A 21,299-nucleotide genomic window follows, 5' to 3' on the forward strand; every position below is an offset into this window, starting at 1 on the left:
CTCAAGCACGCAGCTTCACCGTAGCCGACACGCACGCAACTGCCTATAATGCCGCCCCTATGGCTAAACAGAAGAAACACCCCACAGGGACCATCGCGCAAAATAAAAAGGCGCGACACGATTACTTCATCGAACAGCGTTTCGAGGCTGGCATGGTCCTGGCCGGCTGGGAAGTAAAGAGCCTGCGTGCCGGCAAGGCGCAACTGGTCGACAGCTACGTGCTGCTCAAGGACGGCGAGGCCTGGCTGCTGGGCAGCCATATCACGCCGCTGACCACGGCCAGCACCCACGTGATTGCCGATCCGACGCGCTCGCGCAAGCTGCTGCTCAACAAACGCGAGCTGGAAAAACTCTTCGCCTCCGTTCAGCAGAAGGGCTACGCCTGCGTCTGCACGTCGTTGTACTGGAGCAAGCACTTGATCAAGTGCGAGATTGCCCTGGGCAAGGGCAAGAAGGAATACGACAAGCGCGATACCGAGCGCGAACGCGATGCCGGCCGCGAGCTGCAGCGCGCGGTGCGCAACAAGGGCAAGGAAGACTAGCCCGGGATCGACTGTGGGAGCCGAGCTTGCTCGCGATGACGATGACACATGCGACATTGATGTGTCAGACAGGCCGCCATCGCGAGCAAGCTCGCTCCCACAGGGTCCAAAGCCGCGATCACATCCCTTTGCGCCGCTCCGCCCGCGCCACGCGCTGCACTTCCTGACGCACCTCCTCCAACACCTCCTGCACATACAAGATATGTCGGCTGGACACTTCCCGCGCCTGCTCCGCGTGCCCGCCCATGATGGCCTGGTACAACTCCCGATGCTGGCTGATCAACATGTCGCGGGTTTCACTGCGCTGCTTGTACATGCCGCCGATGTTGGTCACCACGTTGCGCTTGAGCAAATCGAACAAGCCACGAATCGTGTGCAGCAACACCGCGTTATGACTGGCCTCGGCGATCGCCAGGTGAAACCGGGCATCCGCCGCGCCCTCTTCCGCCCGGCTGACCTCGTCGTGGCGCGAGTAACAATCCTGCAACTCGTCGAATGCCGCCGTCAGTCGCTCGCGATCCACCTCCGTGGCCCGCAACGCCGCGTAATAAGCACAGGACGCTTCCAGGGTGTGACGGAACTCCAGCAAGTCACGTTGCGCTTCGGGATTGCTTTCCAAAAGCTGCAGCAGCGGATCACTGAACGTCGAGCCTAGCGACTCCACCACATAGTTGCCGCCGCCCTGGCGACTGACCAACAAGCCTTTGGCCGCCAGTTTCTGGATTGCCTCGCGCAACGAAGGGCGTGAAACGCCGAACTGTTCGGCCAGGGTCCGTTCGGCCGGCAGCCGTTCACCCGACTTCAGCGTGCCTTCAAGGATCATGCCTTCAAGCCGCTCGACAATATCGTCAGACAAACGGCGCTGACGAATCTGATCAAACCCCATAACTCAATTCTCCACGATCCCGACGGCTCGCCGGGCTCTCTATTCTGGCCCATCCGGGCTTTGTCCACACCCATCAAAAGCCGTTTCACCACCGGATCAGATGCCCTCTGCACCGCTTATTCGACGAAAGTTTCAGGGCGGCAAATTGACACACGACAACCAACGCTTTTACCCTAGCCAACAGCGCTTGTAAATTGGTATTACCAATTATCCAAAACCGCTGACCAGTGCCTGACCAACAACAATTAGGGGCCCACCCATTATGCAAACCTGGCAACAGCTCTACAGCCCGCTCGGCAGCCTCGGCTTGTCCGCACTCGTGGCCGTCATTCCCATTGTATTTTTCTTCCTGGCCTTGGCGGTGTTTCGCCTCAAGGGGCATGTGGCCGGCAGCATCACATTGGCGCTGGCGATTGCCGTGGCGATTTTCGCGTTCAATATGCCCGCAGACATGGCCTTTGCCGCCGCCGGCTATGGCTTTGCCTATGGTCTGTGGCCCATTGCCTGGATCATCGTCGCCGCCGTATTCCTCTACAAACTGACGGTCAAGAGCGGCCAGTTCGAGGTGATTCGCAGCTCGGTGCTGTCGATTACCGATGACCAACGCCTGCAAGTGCTGCTGATCGGCTTTTGCTTCGGCGCCTTCCTGGAAGGTGCCGCCGGTTTCGGTGCACCGGTGGCGATCACTGCCGCGCTGCTGGTAGGCCTGGGTTTCAACCCCCTGTACGCCGCCGGCCTGTGCCTGATCGCCAACACCGCCCCGGTCGCGTTCGGTGCGTTGGGCATTCCGATCATCGTGGCCGGTCAGGTCACCGGGATCGACGCCTTCAAGATCGGCGCCATGACCGGTCGCCAGCTGCCCTTGCTCTCGCTGTTCGTGCCGTTCTGGCTGGTGTTCATGATGGACGGCCTGCGCGGCGTGCGGGAAACCTGGCCAGCTGCACTGGTGGCAGGCTTGAGCTTCGCCATCACTCAGTACTTCACCTCCAACTTCATTGGCCCGGAACTGCCGGACATCACCTCCGCCCTGGCCAGCCTGATTTCCCTGACGCTGTTCCTCAAAGTCTGGCAGCCCAAGCGCACCGCTGGCGCCCAGATTGCAGGTGCCACCTCCAGCGCAACGGTCACCGCCAGCGTCGGCGGTTTCGGCCAACCGCGCAGCACCGTGGCTTCGCCCTACAGCCTGGGGGAAATCATCAAGGCGTGGTCGCCGTTCCTGATCCTGACCGTATTGGTGACGATCTGGACCCTCAAGCCGTTCAAGGCCATGTTCGCCGCTGGCGGCTCGATGTACGGCTGGGTGTTCAACTTCGCCATCCCGCACCTGGACCAGATGGTGATCAAGGTCGCGCCCATCGTGACCAACCCCACCGCCATTCCGGCCGTGTTCAAGCTTGATCCGATTTCCGCCACCGGCACGGCGATTTTCTTCTCCGCACTGATCTCGATGCTGGTGCTGAAGATCAACATCAAAACTGGTCTTACCACTTTTAAAGAAACACTTTTCGATCTGCGCTGGCCGATCCTGTCCATCGGCATGGTGCTGGCGTTCGCGTTCGTCACCAACTACTCGGGCATGTCGTCGACCATGGCCCTGGTGCTGGCCGGCACGGGCGCAGCGTTCCCGTTCTTCTCGCCGTTCCTGGGTTGGCTGGGGGTGTTCCTGACCGGTTCCGATACCTCGTCCAACGCGCTGTTCAGCTCGCTGCAAGCCACCACCGCGCATCAGATCGGCGTCAACGACACCTTGCTCGTCGCGGCCAATACCAGCGGCGGCGTGACCGGCAAAATGATCTCGCCACAATCGATCGCAGTGGCCTGTGCGGCGACCGGGCTGGTGGGCAAGGAATCGGATCTGTTCCGTTTCACCCTCAAACACAGCCTATTCTTTGCAACGATTGTCGGCCTGATCACGCTGGCCCAAGCCTACTGGTTTACCGGCATGCTGGTTCATTAAGTCCTACACGCGATACTGGAAAAACCGACGCCGAACCGTGATTCGGCGTCTGCTATTCACAACCGGGTCTGCAAGGCTGCTGAAAGATTTCCTGGCTATATTCAGCAGCCTCAGCGGACGGATAACCGGGACCACCCGGAGACACGCCTGATGAGCGAGCTTTTTTACAACGCCGTGCCGAACGCGACCCGTGTCGCCCCGCCATTGCCCGAGCCTCGGCAGTACCCCAGCGAGAAACCGCAACGGGTCTACCTGTTCGGCACGTGCGTGGTGGACCTGTTCTATCCCGAAGCCGGGATGGATGCGATTCATCTGCTGGAGCGCGAAGGAATCCGGGTGGACTACCCGCAAGGGCAAAGTTGCTGCGGCCAACCGGCCTACACCTCGGGTTACACCGAGCAGGCGCGAACGGTGGCGCGGGCGCAGTTGGCCCTGTTTGCCGAAGACTATCCGGTGGTGGTGCCCTCGGGCTCCTGCGCCGGCATGCTGCGCGAGCATTACGCCGACCTGTTCAAGGACGAGCCCGACACGCTCAAGCAAGTCCAGGCCCTGGCCGCCCGGACCTATGAACTGGCCGAGTTCCTGCTGTTCGTCTGCAAAGTGCAGTTGAACGACAGCGGTGGACCGGTGAAAGTCGCGCTGCACACGTCCTGCTCGGCACGGCGTGAAATGAACACCCACCTGCACGGCCGCGCGTTGTTGGCGCAGTTGCGCAATGTGGAACGAGTCGACCACAGCCACGAAAGCGAATGCTGTGGTTTTGGTGGGACGTTCAGCGTTCGCATGCCGGATATTTCCGGCGCGATGGTGGCCGACAAGACCCGAGCGCTGAAGGAATCCGGCGCGCACAAGGTCATCAGTGCCGATTGTGGTTGCCTGATGAACATCAATGGCGCACTGGAAAAACAGCAGGAGGCGCTACGCGGCCAGCACCTGGCGAGCTTCCTCTGGCAGCGTACCGGAGGTGTCGCATGAGCACGCCGACGCTGATTCCGACCGTTGAGGTGCAGGAAGATTTTCGCGCCCGCGCCCACAAGGCGCTGGGCGACACGCAACTGCGAAACAACTTTCGCACAGCGATGGATTCACTGATGACCAAGCGGGCAGCGTCCTTCAGCGATGCCCACGAAAGAGAACACCTGCGCGTGCTGGGCAACGCCGTCCGCGCCCGTGCGTTATCGAAGCTGCCCGACCTGCTCGAGCAACTTGAAAGCAACCTGACCCGCAACGGTGTGAATGTGCACTGGGCGGAAACGGTGGACGAAGCCAACGGCATCGTCCTCTCGATCATCCGCGCTCACGAGGCGCGGCAAGTGATCAAGGGCAAATCGATGGTCAGCGAAGAGATGGAGATGAACCATTTCCTCGAGGCTCGGGACATTGAATGTCTCGAATCCGACATGGGGGAATACATCGTCCAGCTCGACCACGAGAAGCCTTCACACATTATTATGCCGGCGATCCACAAGAATGCCGGTCAGGTCGCGTCCTTGTTCCACGACAAACTCGGCGTGGAGTACACCAAGGACGTTGACCAACTCATTCAGATCGGTCGCAAAGTGCTGCGGCAGAAATTCTTCGAGGCCGACATCGGCGTCTCCGGCGTGAACTTCGCCGTCGCTGAAACCGGCACGCTGCTGCTGGTGGAAAACGAAGGCAACGGGCGGATGTCTACCACCGTGCCGCCGGTGCACATTGCCGTGACCGGCATCGAAAAAGTCGTCGAGAACCTGCGCGACGTCGTGCCGCTGCTCTCGCTGCTGACCCGTTCGGCCCTCGGCCAGCCGATCACCACCTACGTCAACATGATCTCCGGCCCGCGCAAGGCTGACGAACTGGACGGTCCCCAGGAAGTCCACCTGGTCCTGCTCGACAACGGTCGCAGCCAGGCGTTTGCCGACAGCGAATTGCGCCAGACACTGAACTGCATCCGCTGCGGCGCCTGTATGAATCATTGCCCGGTCTATACCCGAATCGGCGGCCATGCCTACGGCGAGGTTTACCCGGGCCCCATCGGAAAAATCATCACCCCGCACATGGTCGGCCTGGCCAAGGTGCCGGACCACCCGAGCGCGTCTTCGCTGTGCGGCGCCTGCGGTGAAGTGTGTCCGGTGAAAATCCCGATTCCCGCGCTGCTGCGGCGGCTGCGGGAAGAAAACGTCAAGGCGCCGGCCAGCCCCCATCAGGTGATGCGTGGCCAGGGCAGCAAATACTCGCCCAAGGAACGCTTCATCTGGAATGCCTGGGCTCAGCTCAACAGTTCGCCACGCTTGTATCGCCTGTTCGGGTTCCTCGCCACGCGCCTGCGCGCCCTGACGCCCAACAACGTCGGGCCATGGACCCAGAACCACAGCGCCCCCAAACCCGCCGCCCGCTCTTTGCATGATCTGGCCCGCGAACACCTGAACCAGCAGGGAGACCGCCGATGAGCGCCAAGGACAATATCCTCGCCAAGTTGCGCAAAAGCCTGACCGGCGCCACACCGGTTGCCGACAATTTCGACGTCGAGCTGGTGACGCAAACCTACCGCTACGCGCCCGAGGATCGTATCGCGCAATTGCGCAAGCTGATGGAAGCGGTACACACCGAAATCCACCTGACGACCGACGAAGGCTGGCCGGCCCTGCTCGCGCAATTGCTGCGCGACCGTCAATTGCCGAGCCTGCTCATCGCCCCGACCACCGCGCACGGGCAAAAAATCACACAGTTCTGGGCGAACCATCCGGACCTGCCAACCCTCAAGGCCTACGACCGCCCGGTAGAAGAGTGGAAGGCCGAGTTGTTCAACGACACCCCCGCCAGCCTCACCGGGACCCTCGGCGCCATCGCCGCCACCGGCAGCCTGATTATCTGGCCGACGCGGGAAGAACCACGGCTGATGAGCCTGGTGCCACCGGTGCATTTCGCCCTGCTCAAGGCCAGCGAGATCCGTGACAACTTCTATGAAGTGCAGCAGCAATTCCAATGGGCCCAAGGCATGCCCACCAACGCCCTGCTGGTGTCGGGCCCGTCGAAAACCGCTGACATCGAACAGGTCCTGGCCTATGGCGCCCATGGTCCGAAGGATCTGGTGGTCTTGATTCTGGAGGACCAATGACCCTTCCGGCCCCTTTCCTGCGTGATGTACAGCAACTGATTCCGCAAAAACGCCGTTTCGACGATCCGCTGTCGACCCTGGCCTTCGGTACCGACGCCAGTTTCTATCGGCTGATTCCGAAACTGGTGGTGCGCGTCGAATCCGAAGATGAAGTGATTGCCCTGCTCAAACTGGCCCAGCGCGACCAAGTCCCCGTCACGTTCCGTGCCGCCGGCACCAGCCTGTCCGGGCAAGCCATCAGCGACTCGGTGCTGATTGTGCTGGGGGATAACTGGAACGGGCGCGAGATTCGTGAACAGGGCACGCAGATCCGTTTGCAGCCCGGCGTGATCGGTGCCCAAGCCAACTCCTGGCTGGCGCCGTTCGGGCGCAAGATCGGCCCAGATCCGGCGTCGATCAATGCCTGCAAAATCGGCGGCATCGTCGCCAACAATGCCAGCGGCATGTGCTGCGGCACGGCGCAGAACACCTATCACACCCTGGCCGGCATCCGCCTGGTACTGGCCGATGGCACACGTCTGGATACTGAAGACGACAGCAGCGTGGCGGCTTTTCGTACAAGTCATGGCGAACTGTTGGAACGCCTCGCCACTCTGGGCCGCGAGACCCGTGCCAACACTGAACTGGCTGCGCGAATCCGGCATAAATATCGTCTGAAAAATACCACCGGCCTGTCACTCAACGCCCTGGTGGATTTCGACGAGCCTGTGGATATCTTGAGCCACCTGTTGGTCGGCTCCGAAGGCACCCTCGGCTTTATCAGCGCGGTGACCTACAACACCGTCATCGACCATCCAAACAAAGCCTCGGCACTGATCGTCTTCCCGGATGTGGAAACCTGCTGCAACGCCGTCACCGTGCTGAAAAGCCAGCCGGTATCGGCCGTGGAGTTGCTGGACCGTCGCAGCCTGCGCTCGGTGCAGGACAAACCGGGCATGCCGGATTTCGTACAGCATCTGTCGACCAATGCCTGCGCCTTGCTGATCGAATCCCGCGCCGCTTCCTCGTCTTTACTACAAGAACAGTTGGCCCGGATCATGGCCTCGCTGGCCGGCTTCCCAGTGGAAAAACAAGTCGACTTTACTGAAGACCCACGGGAAAACGCCCGGCTCTGGGCAATCCGCAAAGACACCTTCCCAGCCGTGGGCGCAGTACGCAAAACCGGGACCACGGTGATCATCGAAGACGTGACCTTTCCGGTGGAACAACTGGCCATCGGCGTGAACCGCCTGATCGAGCTGTTCGACAAACATCACTACGACGAAGCGATCCTTTTCGGACACGCGCTGGAAGGCAATCTGCACTTCGTCTTCACCCAGGGCTTCAACAGCGCCGAAGAAGTCGCACGCTACCAGGCGTTCATGGACGACGTGGCGCACTTGGTGGCGGTGGAATTCGGCGGCTCGCTGAAAGCCGAACACGGCACCGGGCGCAACATGGCGCCGTTCGTCGAGCTGGAATGGGGCAGCGATGCCTACCAATTGATGTGGCAGCTCAAACGCCTGCTCGATCCCAACGGCATTCTCAACCCGGACGTGGTGCTCAGCGAAGATCCGCAGATCCACCTCAAGCACCTCAAACCGCTGCCGGCCGCCGATGAGATTGTGGATAAGTGCATCGAGTGCGGTTTTTGCGAGCCGGTGTGTCCGTCCAAGGACCTGACCTTGAGCCCGCGCCAGCGCATCGTGATATGGCGGGATATCCAAGCCAAAAAACGCGCCGGCACGGACACCACCGAACTGGAACGTGCCTACCAATACCAGGGCATCGACACCTGCGCCGCTACCGGGCTATGTGCGCAACGTTGCCCGGTAGGCATCAATACCGGCGAGCTGGTGAAAAAGCTGCGCAGCCGTGACGCCACGAAGACGAAAACCGCCAACTGGATTGAAGGAAATTTCGCCACCACATTGCAAGGCGCCCGCTTTGCCCTGCACGTCGCCAACGGTGCGCGCATGCTGCTTGGCGCGCCTCGCCTGGCGAAACTGTCGGCCTCATTGACGCGCCTGTCCAAGGGCCAGGTGCCACAGTGGACCAACGCCATGCCCCAACCGGAAAAAGCCATCCGGTTCAGCCCTACCGTGTCGGACGCACGTCCGAGGGTGGTGTACTTGGCGGCGTGCGTGTCTCGGGTCATGGGCCCGGCAGCGGGGGATAAAGAACAGATGTCGTTGTACGAAAAAACCCAACGGCTGCTGGAAAAGGCCGGCTATCAGGTGGTCTTTCCAGACAACGTGGACAGCCTCTGCTGCGGCCAACCCTTTGCATCCAAAGGCTACACCGAACAGGCCGAGCACAAGCGCCAGGAACTGATTGGCGCATTGCTGCACGCCAGTCGTGGCGGGCTCGATCCCATCTACTGCGACACCAGCCCGTGCACGCTGCGGTTGGTTCAGGACCTCGGTGACGTGCGCCTGGACCTGTATGACCCGGTGCGCTTCATCCGCACGCATTTAATGGATCGTCTCGACTTCATTCCCCAGGAGGCGCCCATCGCCGTGCACGTCACGTGCAGCACGCAGCACCTTGGCGAAAGCCAGGCGCTGATCGACCTGGCGCGCAAGTGCAGCAAACACGTGGTCATCCCCGAAGGCATCCATTGTTGCGGCTTCGCCGGCGACAAGGGCTTCTCCACGCCAGAGCTGAACGCCCACTCGCTGCGCTCACTGAAGGACGCGGTACAGCATTGCAGCGAAGGGATTTCCACCAGCCGAACCTGTGAGATAGGTCTTACACAGCACGGCGCAATCGACTACCACGGGCTGGTGTATCTGGTAGACCGCGTCACCCGCCCCAAACCCGTCAATGGTGAGGGCCTTGCCAGGGGGCTCGAAGAAAAATCGAATTCCTGCGCATCGCTGTAGTCACTTGAATAGGCCCGGCTTTGCTGGGTCCTCCCTTATGCTCGGCCCTGTCTGTGACCCTACGGCCAGCACCGAGACCAGACGTTAAAGGAGATTCACATGAAGCACACCGCACTTGCTGGCTTGTTCATTTCCGCTGCGATGTTGGCCTCTCCGGTGTTTGCAAATGACCAAGCAGACCTTTGCCAAGTCAATCTGCAAAAAATCAAGGATGCCAAGGTCAGCACCGAGCAAATGAGTGAAAGCATGAAATCTGACATGGATGCCACCGTCCAGCAGGCCTCCGCTGCACAGGCCAAAGGCACCGAGCAAGGCACGAAGGAATGCATCTCGCTGACCACTCAAGCCATTCAGAAATTGCAGAACAACACCAAAGGCGATCCGCAGTAATGTCGCGTCCGGCCAACCTTCGGGTTGGCCTCAGACGCGGATTGGCGTACACTGCAAATGCCTGCCGCTCCTCCAGCTTCATGGAGCGACAGGTTCGGGGCCGTTTAGGATTCGACGCCGGTTGCGAAACTTTAGGTGCATGCCGAGTTGGTAACAGAACTCGTAAATCCACTGTTGCAACTTCCTATAGTTGCCAATGACGAAACCTACGGGGAATACGCTCTCGCTGCGTAAGCAGCCTTAGCCCTTCCCTTCTGGTACCTTCGGGTCCAGCAATCATCAGGGGATGTCTGTAAACCCAAAGTGATTGTCATATAGAACAGAATCGCCGTGCAGTACGTTGTGGACGAATCGGCTAAAACTTACACAACTCGCCCAAAGCACCCTGCCCGTCGGGTCGCTGAGGGTTAACTTAATAGACACGGCTAAGCATGTAGTACCGACAGCGGAGTACTGGCGGACGGGGGTTCAAATCCCCCCGGCTCCACCACTTCATCATCTAAAGACGTCCACGGACGTCTTTTTTTGTGCCTGAAATCCAGTGAATACGGGGGTTTCAGGGCCATTGAGCTCCACAGCGCTTCAGGCAGATCCATTTTGAAATGTATTCCAAGGCGTATTCCAAGCCCGTGACTGGTAAATTTTGGAATACACAAACAGCGTTGGAGTACCCATGGGAGCCCGAGCCACACGCCTTTCAGACCTAAAAATCAAAGCCGCCAAGCCCAAGGACAAGGACTACACATTGACCGACGGCGACGGCCTTCAGTTACGAGTCCGAACCAACGGTTCGAGGCTTTGGAATTTCAACTACATCCATCCCGTGACCAAGAAACGGATCAACATGGGACTGGGGACGTTCCCGGAACTCAGCCTGGCTCATGCGCGAAAACGCACGGTTGAAGCCAGGGAGCTGGTTGCCCAAGGACTGGACCCGAAAGAGCAACGCGATGCAGATCGCCAAGCGAAAAAAGCTGCGACAGAGCACACCTTTCAAAACGTGGCGACCGCATGGTTTGAACTGAAGAAAGATTCAGTGACAACCGCCTACGCTGAAGATATTTGGCGATCGCTCACGCTTCACGTCTTCCCGGATCTACACGCGACCCCAATTTCTGAAATCAGCGCTCCTCAGGTCATCAAATTGCTTAAACCACTTGAGACCAAAGGCAGCTTGGAAACGGTCAAGCGCCTGACCCAACGTCTCAACGAAATCATGACTTACGGGGTGAACTACGGACTCATTCATGCCAACCCCCTGAGCGGAATTCGATCGGTCTTCAAAAAACCAAAGAAGAAAAACATGGCGGCATTGCCCCCCGATGAGCTCAATGAACTCATGGTGGCGATTGCTAATGCCAGCATCAAAAGAACCACCCGATGCCTCATCGAGTGGCAGCTACACACGATGACTCGGCCATCCGAAGCTGCGACCACCCGATGGGCTGACATCGACTTCAAGAAGAAGATCTGGACGATTCCACCGGAGCGAATGAAGAAACGCCGCACACACATCATCCCGCTCACGGAGCAGGCTTTGGCGCTCCTGGAAGCCATCAAGCCCTACAGCGGACACAGGGAGTACGTGTTTCCCGCCGACCGCAATCCGCGCACCCATTGCAACAGCCAGACCGCCAACATGGCGCTGAAACGGATGGGCTTTGAGGGGCGCCTGGTCAGTCATGGAATGCGCTCAATGGCGAGCACTATCCTCAATGAAAAGGGCTGGGACCCTGAGCTGATCGAGGTTGCACTTGCCCACGTTGATAAGGACGAGGTTCGTAGCGCCTATAACCGAGCGGACTACATTGAGCGCAGACGGCCAATGATGAAGTGGTGGAGTGAACACATCCAGGGAGCAGCTACCGGCAATCTCTCGGTATCAGCAACCATCGAAAGCAGCGATCGGAAAGTGGTTGCCATACGCTGATGAAGGAGTTCCATCGGCTGATACGGAACAGCTTTTCACAATCGAACTGTCAGCCCCCGAACAATACGGTGGTGATGCAAATCGCATTGTCGACTTACACGCAGGGTGATCCGCGATGAGATGTAGGGGAACGGGCCGTCGTGGTCCATACCTCGGAGTCATCTCATGGCAGACCAACGCACTTACCAGAACTCGCAAGACCAAGATGCTCTGTGCACCACCCTGACCGCGCTAATGCTCGACGTACGCCTCACCCCCTTGGAGCGCAATGGCTGGCAGGTCTTGCGCATGCTCCGCACCGCAGATGGCCTCAGCCCGCTCGTGAACATGGGGCAACTGCGCCGTTACCTCACCTGTACTCCCTGTGGTCAGCGCGCTGGCGCTGCAACGGCTTGGCGCGCTTTAGCGGTGCTACGACTTACAGGATGGATCAGCTTTGTGGGGCAGCATTGCGATCTCCTGACTGGCAATGTTCAAAGCGTGTTGTATCGGGTCAATGAGCGCGCTCTAAGCTTCCACGAAGCTTGTGCTCTCGACGACAGCCTGGAGGAGCTTATGGCAACCTGCATCGGCCACGAGAACAAACAGATCAAGCATCTTGCCGAGCACATTCTGGCGACCTCTGAGAACACGTCTGAACATCTCCCCATTGCCATCCGGGAGCAACGGAACAAAGACGATGAACCACCGCCCTCGGCGCCATCGCGGAAGCGTCCAACGGTCAATCGAACATCCGCAAACAGATCGACCGTTACGCAGCAGACCAAACAGACCCGCCAGATACCTCAAGAGCAAGACCGTACGTATAAGCCGTATTTGTATAAAAAAGAACGTACGTACCGCGCGCATACGCGTGAGGAAAGCGATTCACCATCAGCGCCCCAGGCATTGCCGCCATGCCTGGCCAGTGCCAAAGCAGATCAGCAGAGAGACGTGCTGGCGGCCTTGAAACGGTTGCCGTCACACCATCGCCAGGACGTGCTGGACGAACTACAGGCACGTAGCCAAAGCGGCACGGTACGCAATGTCGTCGCCTATTTCTTCGCCCTGGTGAAGCGTGTGTTGATCGGCGAGTTTCGCTTGTGGGCTGGCCGCAAAAAACAGCACCCGGCTGGCGAGCCAGTCGCGATTCAGCCCGCACTTCGCGTTTACACAGAAGTCTGCAAGAAGCCACCAGAGCGCTCGGCATGGCGCGAAATTGGCCGGCCACACATTGCCAACATGCGCAAAATCCTGGCCGGTCCGAGGAACGCTGGAGACTTGGCTGCACAGGTGATGGAAAGCAAAGGGTGGCAGCCGTGCCCCGCCTAAGGATGCGTGATCAACGCCTTTAACTCATGAATATCCGGTGCTCTTACCTAACATCAGGTAACACTCCATAGCCGGTTTTTGGATTGACAGCAAAACGTCCGCGGATGCACTTTTACAAGCGCATACTGGCCGTCAGGATCATCAAGACGGCACTGCGGTTTTCCGCAGGATCCTGCCAATGACCGTATCGCTTCCGGCAGCGCGGACAGTCGACTTGAGTGTCGATGGAAGCACGATATTCCCACCCCACCCACGACGGGCCTTTCCCCGTCCTGGGGCAGGCCTTTCTTTGTTTTTGGAGGCCTTAATGAAAATTCGACTGGCAATGTATGAAGCACTGAAAGCGATTAACGTGCCTGAGCCGAAAATCGAAACAGTAATCCAAGCCATGGAGCCTGCTCTGCACCCATCTCCTGCAGTTAAGTCCGATTCCGACATCGCACAATTTCGGGCAGCGTTATCTCAGCTTGAGGTGAGTCTTACTATGAATATTGGCGTGATGATTTTCCTCGCGGTGGCGATTCTGTTCGCCGCAGTCGCGTTTATTCGTTAACGAGACCATCTTTTCCGTTGGTACCAGGAGCCACCTGTTCTAGGGCAGGTGGTTTTTTCTTGGGGACCAGTCACTGAATTGCGCAGGCCTTGTTTTCTAGGTGCTAGCGTTAGACTAGGTACAGACCTTCGACCAAGGGTACCTATCGACCAATAGAGGACGTCCGCATCAGATCCGCTTCCGACCAAAGTAGTCAGTTCTGTTCAGATTTTTTGGGGCGGAGTTTGCCTGCCTCGCAGTACAAGCCGTACGGGCTGTCAGTGGTGGAGAGCAGTCGGGGTGCATTGCCCCTGGTGCAAATTCAATGATGATCATTAGATAACCCGTTTATCTCCGGGGGAGCAGAGCCCAATTTCCTGCGCTTTCTCAACATAGTGGTGAAGATGGAGGCATTTCGCTATTCTAAATAAATGCTCAATTCACCACGGACAAGGATCGGTAGAGATGAGGAAACCCCGGATATTTTTGGCGTCTTCTGTTGAGGGGCTCGATGTAGCCAATGCTATCAATGAGAGCCTCGACTACGATGCCGAGATTGTTCACTGGAAGGATGGGTTTGAGCTGTCTAGCTATACAATAGATAGCTTGATGGAAAAATCTCGAACGGTGGACTTTGCTATTTTTGTGTTCACTCCGGATGACGTTTCAACTATCCGGGAGCAGAGCCACATTGTAGTCAGGGACAATGTGCTTTTCGAGTTAGGGCTTTTTATAGGCAGCCTATCAAAGGAACGATGCTTCATCATTAAGCCTCGTGGCATTGTTCTTCATTTTCCTACGGACCTGCTGGGGTTAACACCAGCTGACTTCGAGGGAAACCGTTCAGATAATGACCTAACACAAGCAGTAAATGCCCCATGTAATAAGGTTAAAAAAGAGATTCTACGACTTGGCTTGGCTTCGGACGATGTTACTATTATCAAAGCTCGCACAAAGAAAACAGGATTTGACTACAAGGTCGGAACAATAGAGTTGCGCCTGTTATTAGAAATATTTGAAAAAGGCCTACATAATGTCGAGGGAGTTATGTCGGGCGAACTATTCAATGACTCTAAATTGAATGATTTTTACTCTATCGCGGTCATCAAACTGGAGCGTCTAGGGCTTATCCAGAAGTCTATATATGCTGATGAAAGATACGAGTATTACACATATTCCGTGACGCCTGACGGGCTAGATTATATCCTAGCAAATGAAACAGAAGTCAAAGCGGCAAAAAAACCAAAACCGACAAAGAAGGATATTGTAAGTCCAGCAACAGACTTTGATTCGTTTGATGATGATATACCATTCTAGGGAACACCACTCCATAGCAACCGACTAGGAGGTGATATGGAGGCAGTTGTATTTCCAGGCAGCCACTCATCCTCTTTCTCTTTCTTTAGCCCCTGATTTATTCTTCTCGGGAGGTGAACGACTGTATCGATAAAAAATCTTATTGCCTCGCCAAACGCGAATATGGACCTGTCGAACTCATACATTCGATATACGCAAGCCTTAGAACCATCAAAACTGAACAATAAAATCGGTAAAATTGGGGGCAACCCCTAAGGAACCCCAAACTTTCTTATGCAAAACCAAGAAGTTGGAATATTTAAGAGACCTGCATGAGTCGGAAGCTTGTGTTGCACCACACAAAACAATATCCCGCCCCATACAGGCCATCCGACTCTTACACAGCGCGCTCGCCCAAGCACTTCCCGGTGTTCATTCTCGTCGTCCGAAGACGTTGATGTGTTGTGTCAGTGGATTACTCCGAGGACGTAGGCTCGCTCTGGCGGGGCTTGGTCAATTGTTGCCGAGCAAAGCCTATCCCAAACACACCATCAAACGAGTAGATCGGTTGCTGGATAATCAGCATCTGCAAACCGAGCACCCGCTCACCCGCTGTTCTACTGTGTCATGCTGCGAGCCTTGTAGGGTTCGCTGAAGCATTCGTTGATCTTGGTCGATTGGTTACCCATTGAGGCGGCTGGAGGGTTCTTTTTGTTGCGCGCTGCCATCCCCGATCTACGAAAGCGTTGATGAGCGCGAGGGTTGTCCGAAATATCAACGGCGATTGCTACAAGCGCTGGCCGAAATGCTCCCCAAAGACTGCGTTCCGATCCTTGTGGCTGATGCAGGTTTCCGCCGGCCATGAATCAAAGCCGTCGAGGCGCAAGGCTGGTATTACGTGGACGCGTGCGTAACTGGGATCTCTACCGAAATGGGTCAGACACATGGCTGCCAGTTAAAACCCTCTACGCTCTGGCATCGTTTTCACCGAAGCCACTGCCCACACCGAATCGAAGTGCTTTTGTTGAATCGGCTCTGGCTAATACATCGTTTGTTTAACTGGGTTGCAGGCCCGCGAGGCGTGTCACGAGCGTCGCTTTCAAGCAATAGTCTTACACGCCGACGAGTGCTATCGCTGTGGCGGCTGGGCTTGGAATACTGGCGCAGCGGACGCGGCTCAAATTCTCGAAGCACGTTGGAGAGGTTTGAGCACGCTTTGCGAGCAGAACTACATCAACAGGCACAGGCATTGGAGTAGATTTTTGGGGGATCCCTCAGGATCCGTCCCCTTTTCTCTGAGAGCACATCCGCCATAGAGTGAGTGACGCGACTCTCACCTTACACAGCGTCTGGACTGCAAATTATTACATGGTCAAGGTCGTAAAGATCAGTTTCCGAAGAGACCTTGTTCTTTGCAAGCAGCACCTGCTTCATCCAAGGTTCCAGTTTTTTGATTTTTCTGGCGAGTACCTCCCTGCTTTTCTCACCTGGTGGGTTGTCATATACGGAGAGCGCGCACCCGGAGAAACCAGCAAAGGCTTCGCTGACTAGCTTGTTATCTTGACTCTGCTTGTAAGCGGTATAGCTGGTGTAAGCGGTCATCGCGATAGTCACTGTGAAAAGAATTGGTAGGCTGATAAGCAATATCTTGGAAGACAGATCGGGATACGCCTTGGCCAACGCCCTCTTGCTCATGAATTTCGTAATCAATTTTCCGTCAACGAGAACTTGGTCCACGGAAAAATCCTTATAGACATTAAACAGCTCTATTTCGATGCTCTCGTTGGGAGGGGTATCATAAAATACGAATTCATTGTTCTCGCTATCGTGCTCCCATTTCACAGGGACATTGCGGCGCCCATAGGAGACTTTGGGTCTGAACTTAAAGCTACCACTGTACAGAACCCGTATTTCAGCCTTCGAAACTCCTGAGTAGTTGTACACGACCAACGCAGAGCCGGTGAGGGTGCTATCGATTTTCGCCTGCTTATCGCTAATTGCTTCCAAAAGCTCCTCGGGAAGAGAAAACCCATAGGGGCCAATAAACTTCCAGCCAACAGCCTCCGGTAGCTTCTCTCCGAGATTAACCATCGCAAGTAACTGATCAAACATGACAAGATCCTCTTGAAACCGAAAAATATGTCCGACGCTCGTCCAAACTGGAGTCACGAATTAAACTAGCGTTTGTGTCTTTATCGACGGAGAGGTGAACATCTTGAGGAGATACAATAGCGCTAATCGGTCAAAGGTGAGCAACGAGAATCACACCTACTAACCGGTTCCCAGTTGTTCGACAGCATCTCAGAATTCGCGCTCATTTCCACATCGGCAACCACTCCCGAGAAATGGAGACGGATCAATTTTCTATGCTCCAAACGTCCGCATCTGGCCGAGAGATGCCCATAGGCCATTAGTCGCTTCGTTAACCCCACCTCCTCAAAAGTGGTCGGACCTCGACATGATCCACGTCAGGAACTCGTCAAAAAACCTTGTGAAAGCGACTCCACTATGCCCTAGTCCAGATCAGTCCCTTACCGATCAGGCTGCATCTGACGGTAGCGATCGCTTGGACTAGACTCCCGTGGCGCTCGCCGTCTCACCCGAGCGGAGCGGCCCCCATGGCTCGCTAATATCGCGTTTTCATGACATCACAAAGCGGCTCCAGAAGTACTTATCTCAACCTCTCATCAGGAACAAGGATTACCTTGATAATCCGAAGGTCTACTTATGCCTGGACTTGGCCAACGGAACATTTGCTTGAGGTGAGTAGCAGCCCAGTTTCCGATAGCGGAAACCTGACACCCGAATGCCTTCGGTACGCAAACGAGATGCCCGGACGCTTACGATGGGCGCCCCTTCGTGCACACATCTTCGGCGATTCGGCGCGAGTACAGAAACAGTAAGCTGTCGGATCGCAGGAATTCGTGCTTCAGAAAACCAAACCTGGAGCTCAAGGGCTAATCAAGCCTAGCCAATCCTATTTTCTCTTCCGAAGCATGCTCTTTCCATATGTTGATAATTTTTACCGCAAATGGAGTTCTGGCAGACAACGCTGTGGATTCGATAGCAGGAAGATCCTCGACATGGAGACGTTCGGCGACCATTCGAACAAAATCCCAGAAAAATTGAGCATCCTGTTCGCGCCATATTGGGATGGATGCAATCGTATTCAGAATCATCTCAAGAACATCCTCACACCAGCAATTTTTGATTGCCCGGCAGAGAATATGCAGTACTGATGGATGGGCATAGGAAGCTCGTAATTCTTGCTCAATAAGTTTTATGCGAATGTCGGTTGGCTTGCGATTGCTTACAATCAACAGCGCTGAAAGGCGCGACCACTTGTCTCTGATACTTGCCAGCACATTATCGATATGAATATCATCTACATCACATATCATCTCGCGCTGGAGCTCAATTAAGCCGTCATTTCCGTTTGTATGAAAAGGTAGTAAGAGAAGCAAGTCGTCAGATGATAGTAGGTGGCGCGCCTTTGCAGCAGCAGGGATTAGCGTTGTAGCAAGCCCTCCTAGATGAATAAGCATATGATCTGACTTTATGGAGTTAAATGCATGGAGATCTTCAGTTGAAAGGCCTGAGTGGTCGTTGCTCTCTACTGCAATACGAATTCTTGCCAGTCGCTTTATCATTATTGAAAGGCTTGTAGCCGTTCTAGTTGTAAAGCCAAGCAATGCCACTAGAGCGAATACTCTGGTTGTAGTCCAGTCGTACGCGTTCTCTTTCTCTGACAGTCCTCTTTCGCACAAACTCAGTAGTACCTGCTTCGGGGTAAGGGCGGAGTGCAGGATCTCACTGAAATAGTTACAAGCATAGCCTCGATCCGAGGTCCATTGTTCAATACAAGATAATGCATAACGGGAAATTGTAGGGCTCTCACATCGATGAGCCACTTGCCACAACCGGGCCTTCCTCGCCCCCGTAGCGCCGGGTAAGTCCCGCTCAATCATAGGTACTAGATCGTGTGGTAATTCCGAATTCTTTAACACATCTGCTATAAGTTTTTGTAGATAGAGTTCAGAACTATCATTCGGTTCCTCCGGCGTTACCTCGGTCATGGCACATTCAAAGGCCAAGTGCATGTCAATATCTACGCCAATTCCACTGGCAACTCTTATTAGTTTAGCCTTGTCGTGTGGTTCTACGTGCTCAAAGAGTACCTCATCAAAAATCTCCTTTGCTTGCGAAGGAGAAATAGAATGAAGCGCATATAACCCAATCTGAAAAGCTATCAAGTCAGGAGCAGCTTGTAGATGTAGTTTAATGACCGATATATCACTGGGGTCTTTCTCGTGGGCAAGAAGAAGTAGCGACTCACCCACTGGCTCCCCTGCGCCGCATCGGGATAGCCTTTCTCTTGCAAGGTTGATTCGCACTGATAAGGGGGCCATCTTCCAAATGTCTGATTTTCCACCCGAAAATTTCATGGGAAGTGATTTGAGCCTATCAATTTCAGGAAGCAAACCTCGGAGATAAATTACATCTCCTGTAGAGGCGAGCGCTCGAAAGGCTGAATAGCTAATCTGGCGGTCGGCCTCGTTCGTAGCATCTCTCAATTGTGCCACCGCTCTAGGAGTACCAAGTCGGGCAAGCGCATACAGGCCTTGAAGCCTAATTATCTCAGAAACCTCTGGAGCTATTGATCGACTCAGCATTTCTGCAGCGATATCTTGTAGATCACTCGGAAGTTCTCTAGCAACTCGAGCGCCTAAAATCAAATCAACATTAAGGACAGTTCTAAGGTAATTTTGCATGTGTTTTGTTGAAACTAATCTTGCAGCAAACACCCAAGCGTCGTCTGTCACCGATTCACGCAAAGAATCTAGATGATTTAGCCATGTTTCCGCCAGCAGTGTGGCAGCAAGGCTACCTGCAAGTAGTTGGTGTCCAAAGCCGATATACCCTCTTTCAGAGATGCAAAGTAGCTCATGACTTACCAGAAGCTCAACTATTTCCCTGTCTCTAAGTTCTTCTATTCCAAGTGCATCACTGCAGTGTTTTTTTGATTCACGAATCCACCTCCCAGCTTCGCTTAGGGGAAACTCGATGCGTTTATTGACAAACATGCACTGAAACGCTAGCGCACTTGCAAGTTGGAGAAGAACTGTGGAGTGAATCTCTGGTTGCGGAATGTCTGCGTTGCGGATCGACCGTGATTGGAGCAGCACCTCAATCATCTCACCTAAAGTATTAGGAACTTCTGACTTAACACTCCAAACTCGCAAGGCGACTTTAACTGCAAAGGGGGTCCAAAGAAGTGATGACCCAGCATTATCGGCCAATTGAATATAGTTCCTCGTGAAGATGCCGACGGAGTGCTGATCAAGCTCACTTTCTGCGATCTTCCGAACAACGATAGGCGTTATATTCTGAACCGCTACACACCCCAGCGGGGGTTGTGGAAGAATAATATTGCTCAGCCTATTTGGCTCGCGAGACGAAAGAATGCAAGCAATACGCTTGCGTCTAAGTAGGAGAGATAACTCTCCAAGGAATGTAGTCGTATTGAGATGAGAGCACTCATTTAACCCATCACAAAGCAGTAGCACCTTATCTGGTAGCAAGCGCCAAGTTCCGTAATCCGTATTGAGTTCCTGATTGATTAGCACCTCAAGAGAGCCTGGAGTATATGTCGCCAAAGAAATCAAAACAGGCAAAAAATATTCCGGACTTATTTGCAATGCTCTGGCGCGTATTAGAGCCAAAGAGGTAGATTTACCACTTCCCCCTTGCCCTACTATAAGCGCAAGATCACCAACGTCAAGCTGAAGAAAGCTATCAATATCATCAAAACTTCTTAGCTCTGTATTTTGACTCGTATTGAAATTCGCTGCCGTAGTTATGGAGATCCCCGTAGGCAAATCAGCGGCAACAAAGCGAGGCTCGATGGCTGTGTTGAAATCACGATATTCGGCAATGTAGGCCAAGCGATTAAACTTTGCACGAGGGTTATCCCTTACTACTGTCGCTATTTGGAAGTAACGCTGTGCTACTTCTAATACCGCCTCCCAACGGGGAGACAACGCAGCGTCGAATTCTTTAAGATCCCAGGCTATGAGGCGATCAAGCTTAAGTACATACGATTCCGCGATAGCTCGAGGCGTCTTCCCTCGCTGCTCTAACTTAACTCGCAAGGATAGGAGTTCTCCTGCAGTGGCGTTTTGCAAAACACTCCCAACTTCTTCGGCGATCTCCTCTCGTGAGACGGCCCTCAATGCCCTAATCACTTTATTGCGTACACCTCCTGTGCAAATGAATCGGTGCTCCCCAATATCTGAGCCTTCCAGCGCAGATGTAGCCGCGACCTTGGCAAGTTCCTTTACCAACTGTCCCATGTCCAGAGGCTGGCCTTGTCGCTTGCATTGAACGCACACAAGACGACCAGTAGCCACAATCTCCCCTTGAACATCAAATCCGCCGTCCCCAGAACCAGAGGGTTTGCCAATGATTTTCAGTCCAAGGACGTCCTGAATGCT

14 protein-coding genes, 1 other RNA gene and 1 pseudogene are annotated in these 21,299 nt (G+C 55.1%); 13 read left to right on the forward strand and 3 right to left on the reverse strand.

The annotated features are described in order from the left end of the window. The first annotated feature begins 59 nt into the window (after positions 1–59). Complete coding sequence (gene smpB, locus AC09SL_RS26745; protein ID WP_047229073.1) at positions 60–542, forward strand: SsrA-binding protein SmpB; 483 nt, start codon at positions 60–62, stop codon at positions 540–542. 118 nt (positions 543–660) lie between these two features. Here smpB and AC09SL_RS26750 read toward each other — a convergent pair whose 3' ends face one another. Then, complete coding sequence (locus AC09SL_RS26750) at positions 661–1,428, reverse strand: FCD domain-containing protein (protein ID WP_058543800.1); 768 nt, start codon at positions 1,426–1,428, stop codon at positions 661–663. A gap of 262 nt (positions 1,429–1,690) precedes the next feature. On the opposite strand from AC09SL_RS26750, the gene AC09SL_RS26755 reads away from it, so the two are divergent. From AC09SL_RS26755 to AC09SL_RS26810, 12 genes and pseudogenes are all read left to right on the forward strand, one after another. Then, positions 1,691–3,385 (forward strand): lactate permease LctP family transporter, encoded by a 1,695-nt coding sequence (locus AC09SL_RS26755; RefSeq protein ID WP_058543801.1) that lies wholly within the window; start codon positions 1,691–1,693, stop codon positions 3,383–3,385. A gap of 150 nt (positions 3,386–3,535) precedes the next feature. After that, positions 3,536–4,360 carry a (Fe-S)-binding protein gene (locus AC09SL_RS26760; protein WP_058543802.1) on the forward strand — a complete coding sequence of 275 codons (825 nt, stop codon included), beginning with the start codon at positions 3,536–3,538 and terminating at the stop codon, positions 4,358–4,360. Further along, the gene (locus tag AC09SL_RS26765; protein WP_058543803.1) at positions 4,357–5,814 is read left to right on the forward strand and encodes a LutB/LldF family L-lactate oxidation iron-sulfur protein; all 1,458 of its coding nucleotides are present in this window, start codon (positions 4,357–4,359) and stop codon (positions 5,812–5,814) included. The genes AC09SL_RS26760 and AC09SL_RS26765 overlap by 4 nt, the downstream gene beginning before the upstream one ends. After that, entirely contained in the window at positions 5,811–6,482 is a 672-nt protein-coding gene (locus AC09SL_RS26770) for a LutC/YkgG family protein (RefSeq protein WP_058543804.1), read from the forward strand. Before AC09SL_RS26765 ends, AC09SL_RS26770 begins: the two co-directional genes overlap by 4 nt. Continuing rightward, positions 6,479–9,346, forward strand: a complete 2,868-nt coding sequence (locus tag AC09SL_RS26775; protein WP_058543805.1) for an FAD-binding and (Fe-S)-binding domain-containing protein — start codon at positions 6,479–6,481, stop codon at positions 9,344–9,346. Before AC09SL_RS26770 ends, AC09SL_RS26775 begins: the two co-directional genes overlap by 4 nt. Positions 9,347–9,445: 99 nt before the next feature. Continuing rightward, positions 9,446–9,736, forward strand: a complete 291-nt coding sequence (locus tag AC09SL_RS26780; protein WP_058543806.1) for a hypothetical protein — start codon at positions 9,446–9,448, stop codon at positions 9,734–9,736. 96 nt (positions 9,737–9,832) lie between these two features. Further along, positions 9,833–10,226: a transfer-messenger RNA gene (gene ssrA / locus AC09SL_RS26785) on the forward strand. 183 nt (positions 10,227–10,409) lie between these two features. Then, entirely contained in the window at positions 10,410–11,666 is a 1,257-nt protein-coding gene (locus AC09SL_RS26790) for an integrase domain-containing protein (protein WP_058543807.1), read from the forward strand. A gap of 165 nt (positions 11,667–11,831) precedes the next feature. Beyond that, positions 11,832–12,977 (forward strand): STY4528 family pathogenicity island replication protein, encoded by a 1,146-nt coding sequence (locus AC09SL_RS26795; RefSeq protein ID WP_058543808.1) that lies wholly within the window; start codon positions 11,832–11,834, stop codon positions 12,975–12,977. 307 nt (positions 12,978–13,284) lie between these two features. Continuing rightward, positions 13,285–13,530 (forward strand): hypothetical protein, encoded by a 246-nt coding sequence (locus AC09SL_RS26800; protein ID WP_058543809.1) that lies wholly within the window; start codon positions 13,285–13,287, stop codon positions 13,528–13,530. Between the two features lie 444 nt (positions 13,531–13,974). After that, complete coding sequence (locus AC09SL_RS26805; protein ID WP_058543810.1) at positions 13,975–14,826, forward strand: TIR domain-containing protein; 852 nt, start codon at positions 13,975–13,977, stop codon at positions 14,824–14,826. Between the two features lie 358 nt (positions 14,827–15,184). After that, positions 15,185–15,804 (forward strand): annotated as a pseudogene (locus AC09SL_RS26810) (transposase family protein); the annotation flags it as partial. Positions 15,805–16,143: 339 nt separating this feature from the next. On the opposite strand, the gene AC09SL_RS26815 reads toward AC09SL_RS26810, so the two are convergent. Both AC09SL_RS26815 and AC09SL_RS26820 read right to left on the reverse strand, forming a co-directional pair. After that, positions 16,144–16,917: a hypothetical protein gene (locus AC09SL_RS26815; protein ID WP_058543811.1), complete on the reverse strand. Its 774-nt coding sequence runs from the start codon at positions 16,915–16,917 to the stop codon at positions 16,144–16,146. Between the two features lie 845 nt (positions 16,918–17,762). Beyond that, on the reverse strand, positions 17,763–21,158 hold the full coding sequence (locus AC09SL_RS26820) for an NACHT domain-containing protein (RefSeq protein ID WP_155742109.1): 3,396 nt from the start codon (positions 21,156–21,158) through the stop codon (positions 17,763–17,765). Positions 21,159–21,299 lie beyond the last annotated feature (141 nt).

It is taken from the genome of Pseudomonas sp. PF05, from assembly GCF_056521845.1.

Coding starts and splice junctions, on each gene's coding strand:
- smpB (WP_047229073.1), top strand. CDS start 60: ATGGCTAAACAGAAGAAACACCCCACAGGGACCATCGCGCAAAATAAA.
- AC09SL_RS26750 (WP_058543800.1), bottom strand. CDS start 1,428: ATGGGGTTTGATCAGATTCGTCAGCGCCGTTTGTCTGACGATATTGTC.
- AC09SL_RS26755 (WP_058543801.1), top strand. CDS start 1,691: ATGCAAACCTGGCAACAGCTCTACAGCCCGCTCGGCAGCCTCGGCTTG.
- AC09SL_RS26760 (WP_058543802.1), top strand. CDS start 3,536: ATGAGCGAGCTTTTTTACAACGCCGTGCCGAACGCGACCCGTGTCGCC.
- AC09SL_RS26765 (WP_058543803.1), top strand. CDS start 4,357: ATGAGCACGCCGACGCTGATTCCGACCGTTGAGGTGCAGGAAGATTTT.
- AC09SL_RS26770 (WP_058543804.1), top strand. CDS start 5,811: ATGAGCGCCAAGGACAATATCCTCGCCAAGTTGCGCAAAAGCCTGACC.
- AC09SL_RS26775 (WP_058543805.1), top strand. CDS start 6,479: ATGACCCTTCCGGCCCCTTTCCTGCGTGATGTACAGCAACTGATTCCG.
- AC09SL_RS26780 (WP_058543806.1), top strand. CDS start 9,446: ATGAAGCACACCGCACTTGCTGGCTTGTTCATTTCCGCTGCGATGTTG.
- AC09SL_RS26790 (WP_058543807.1), top strand. CDS start 10,410: ATGGGAGCCCGAGCCACACGCCTTTCAGACCTAAAAATCAAAGCCGCC.
- AC09SL_RS26795 (WP_058543808.1), top strand. CDS start 11,832: ATGGCAGACCAACGCACTTACCAGAACTCGCAAGACCAAGATGCTCTG.
- AC09SL_RS26800 (WP_058543809.1), top strand. CDS start 13,285: ATGAAAATTCGACTGGCAATGTATGAAGCACTGAAAGCGATTAACGTG.
- AC09SL_RS26805 (WP_058543810.1), top strand. CDS start 13,975: ATGAGGAAACCCCGGATATTTTTGGCGTCTTCTGTTGAGGGGCTCGAT.
- AC09SL_RS26815 (WP_058543811.1), bottom strand. CDS start 16,917: ATGTTTGATCAGTTACTTGCGATGGTTAATCTCGGAGAGAAGCTACCG.
- AC09SL_RS26820 (WP_155742109.1), bottom strand. CDS start 21,158: ATGGGACAGTTGGTAAAGGAACTTGCCAAGGTCGCGGCTACATCTGCG.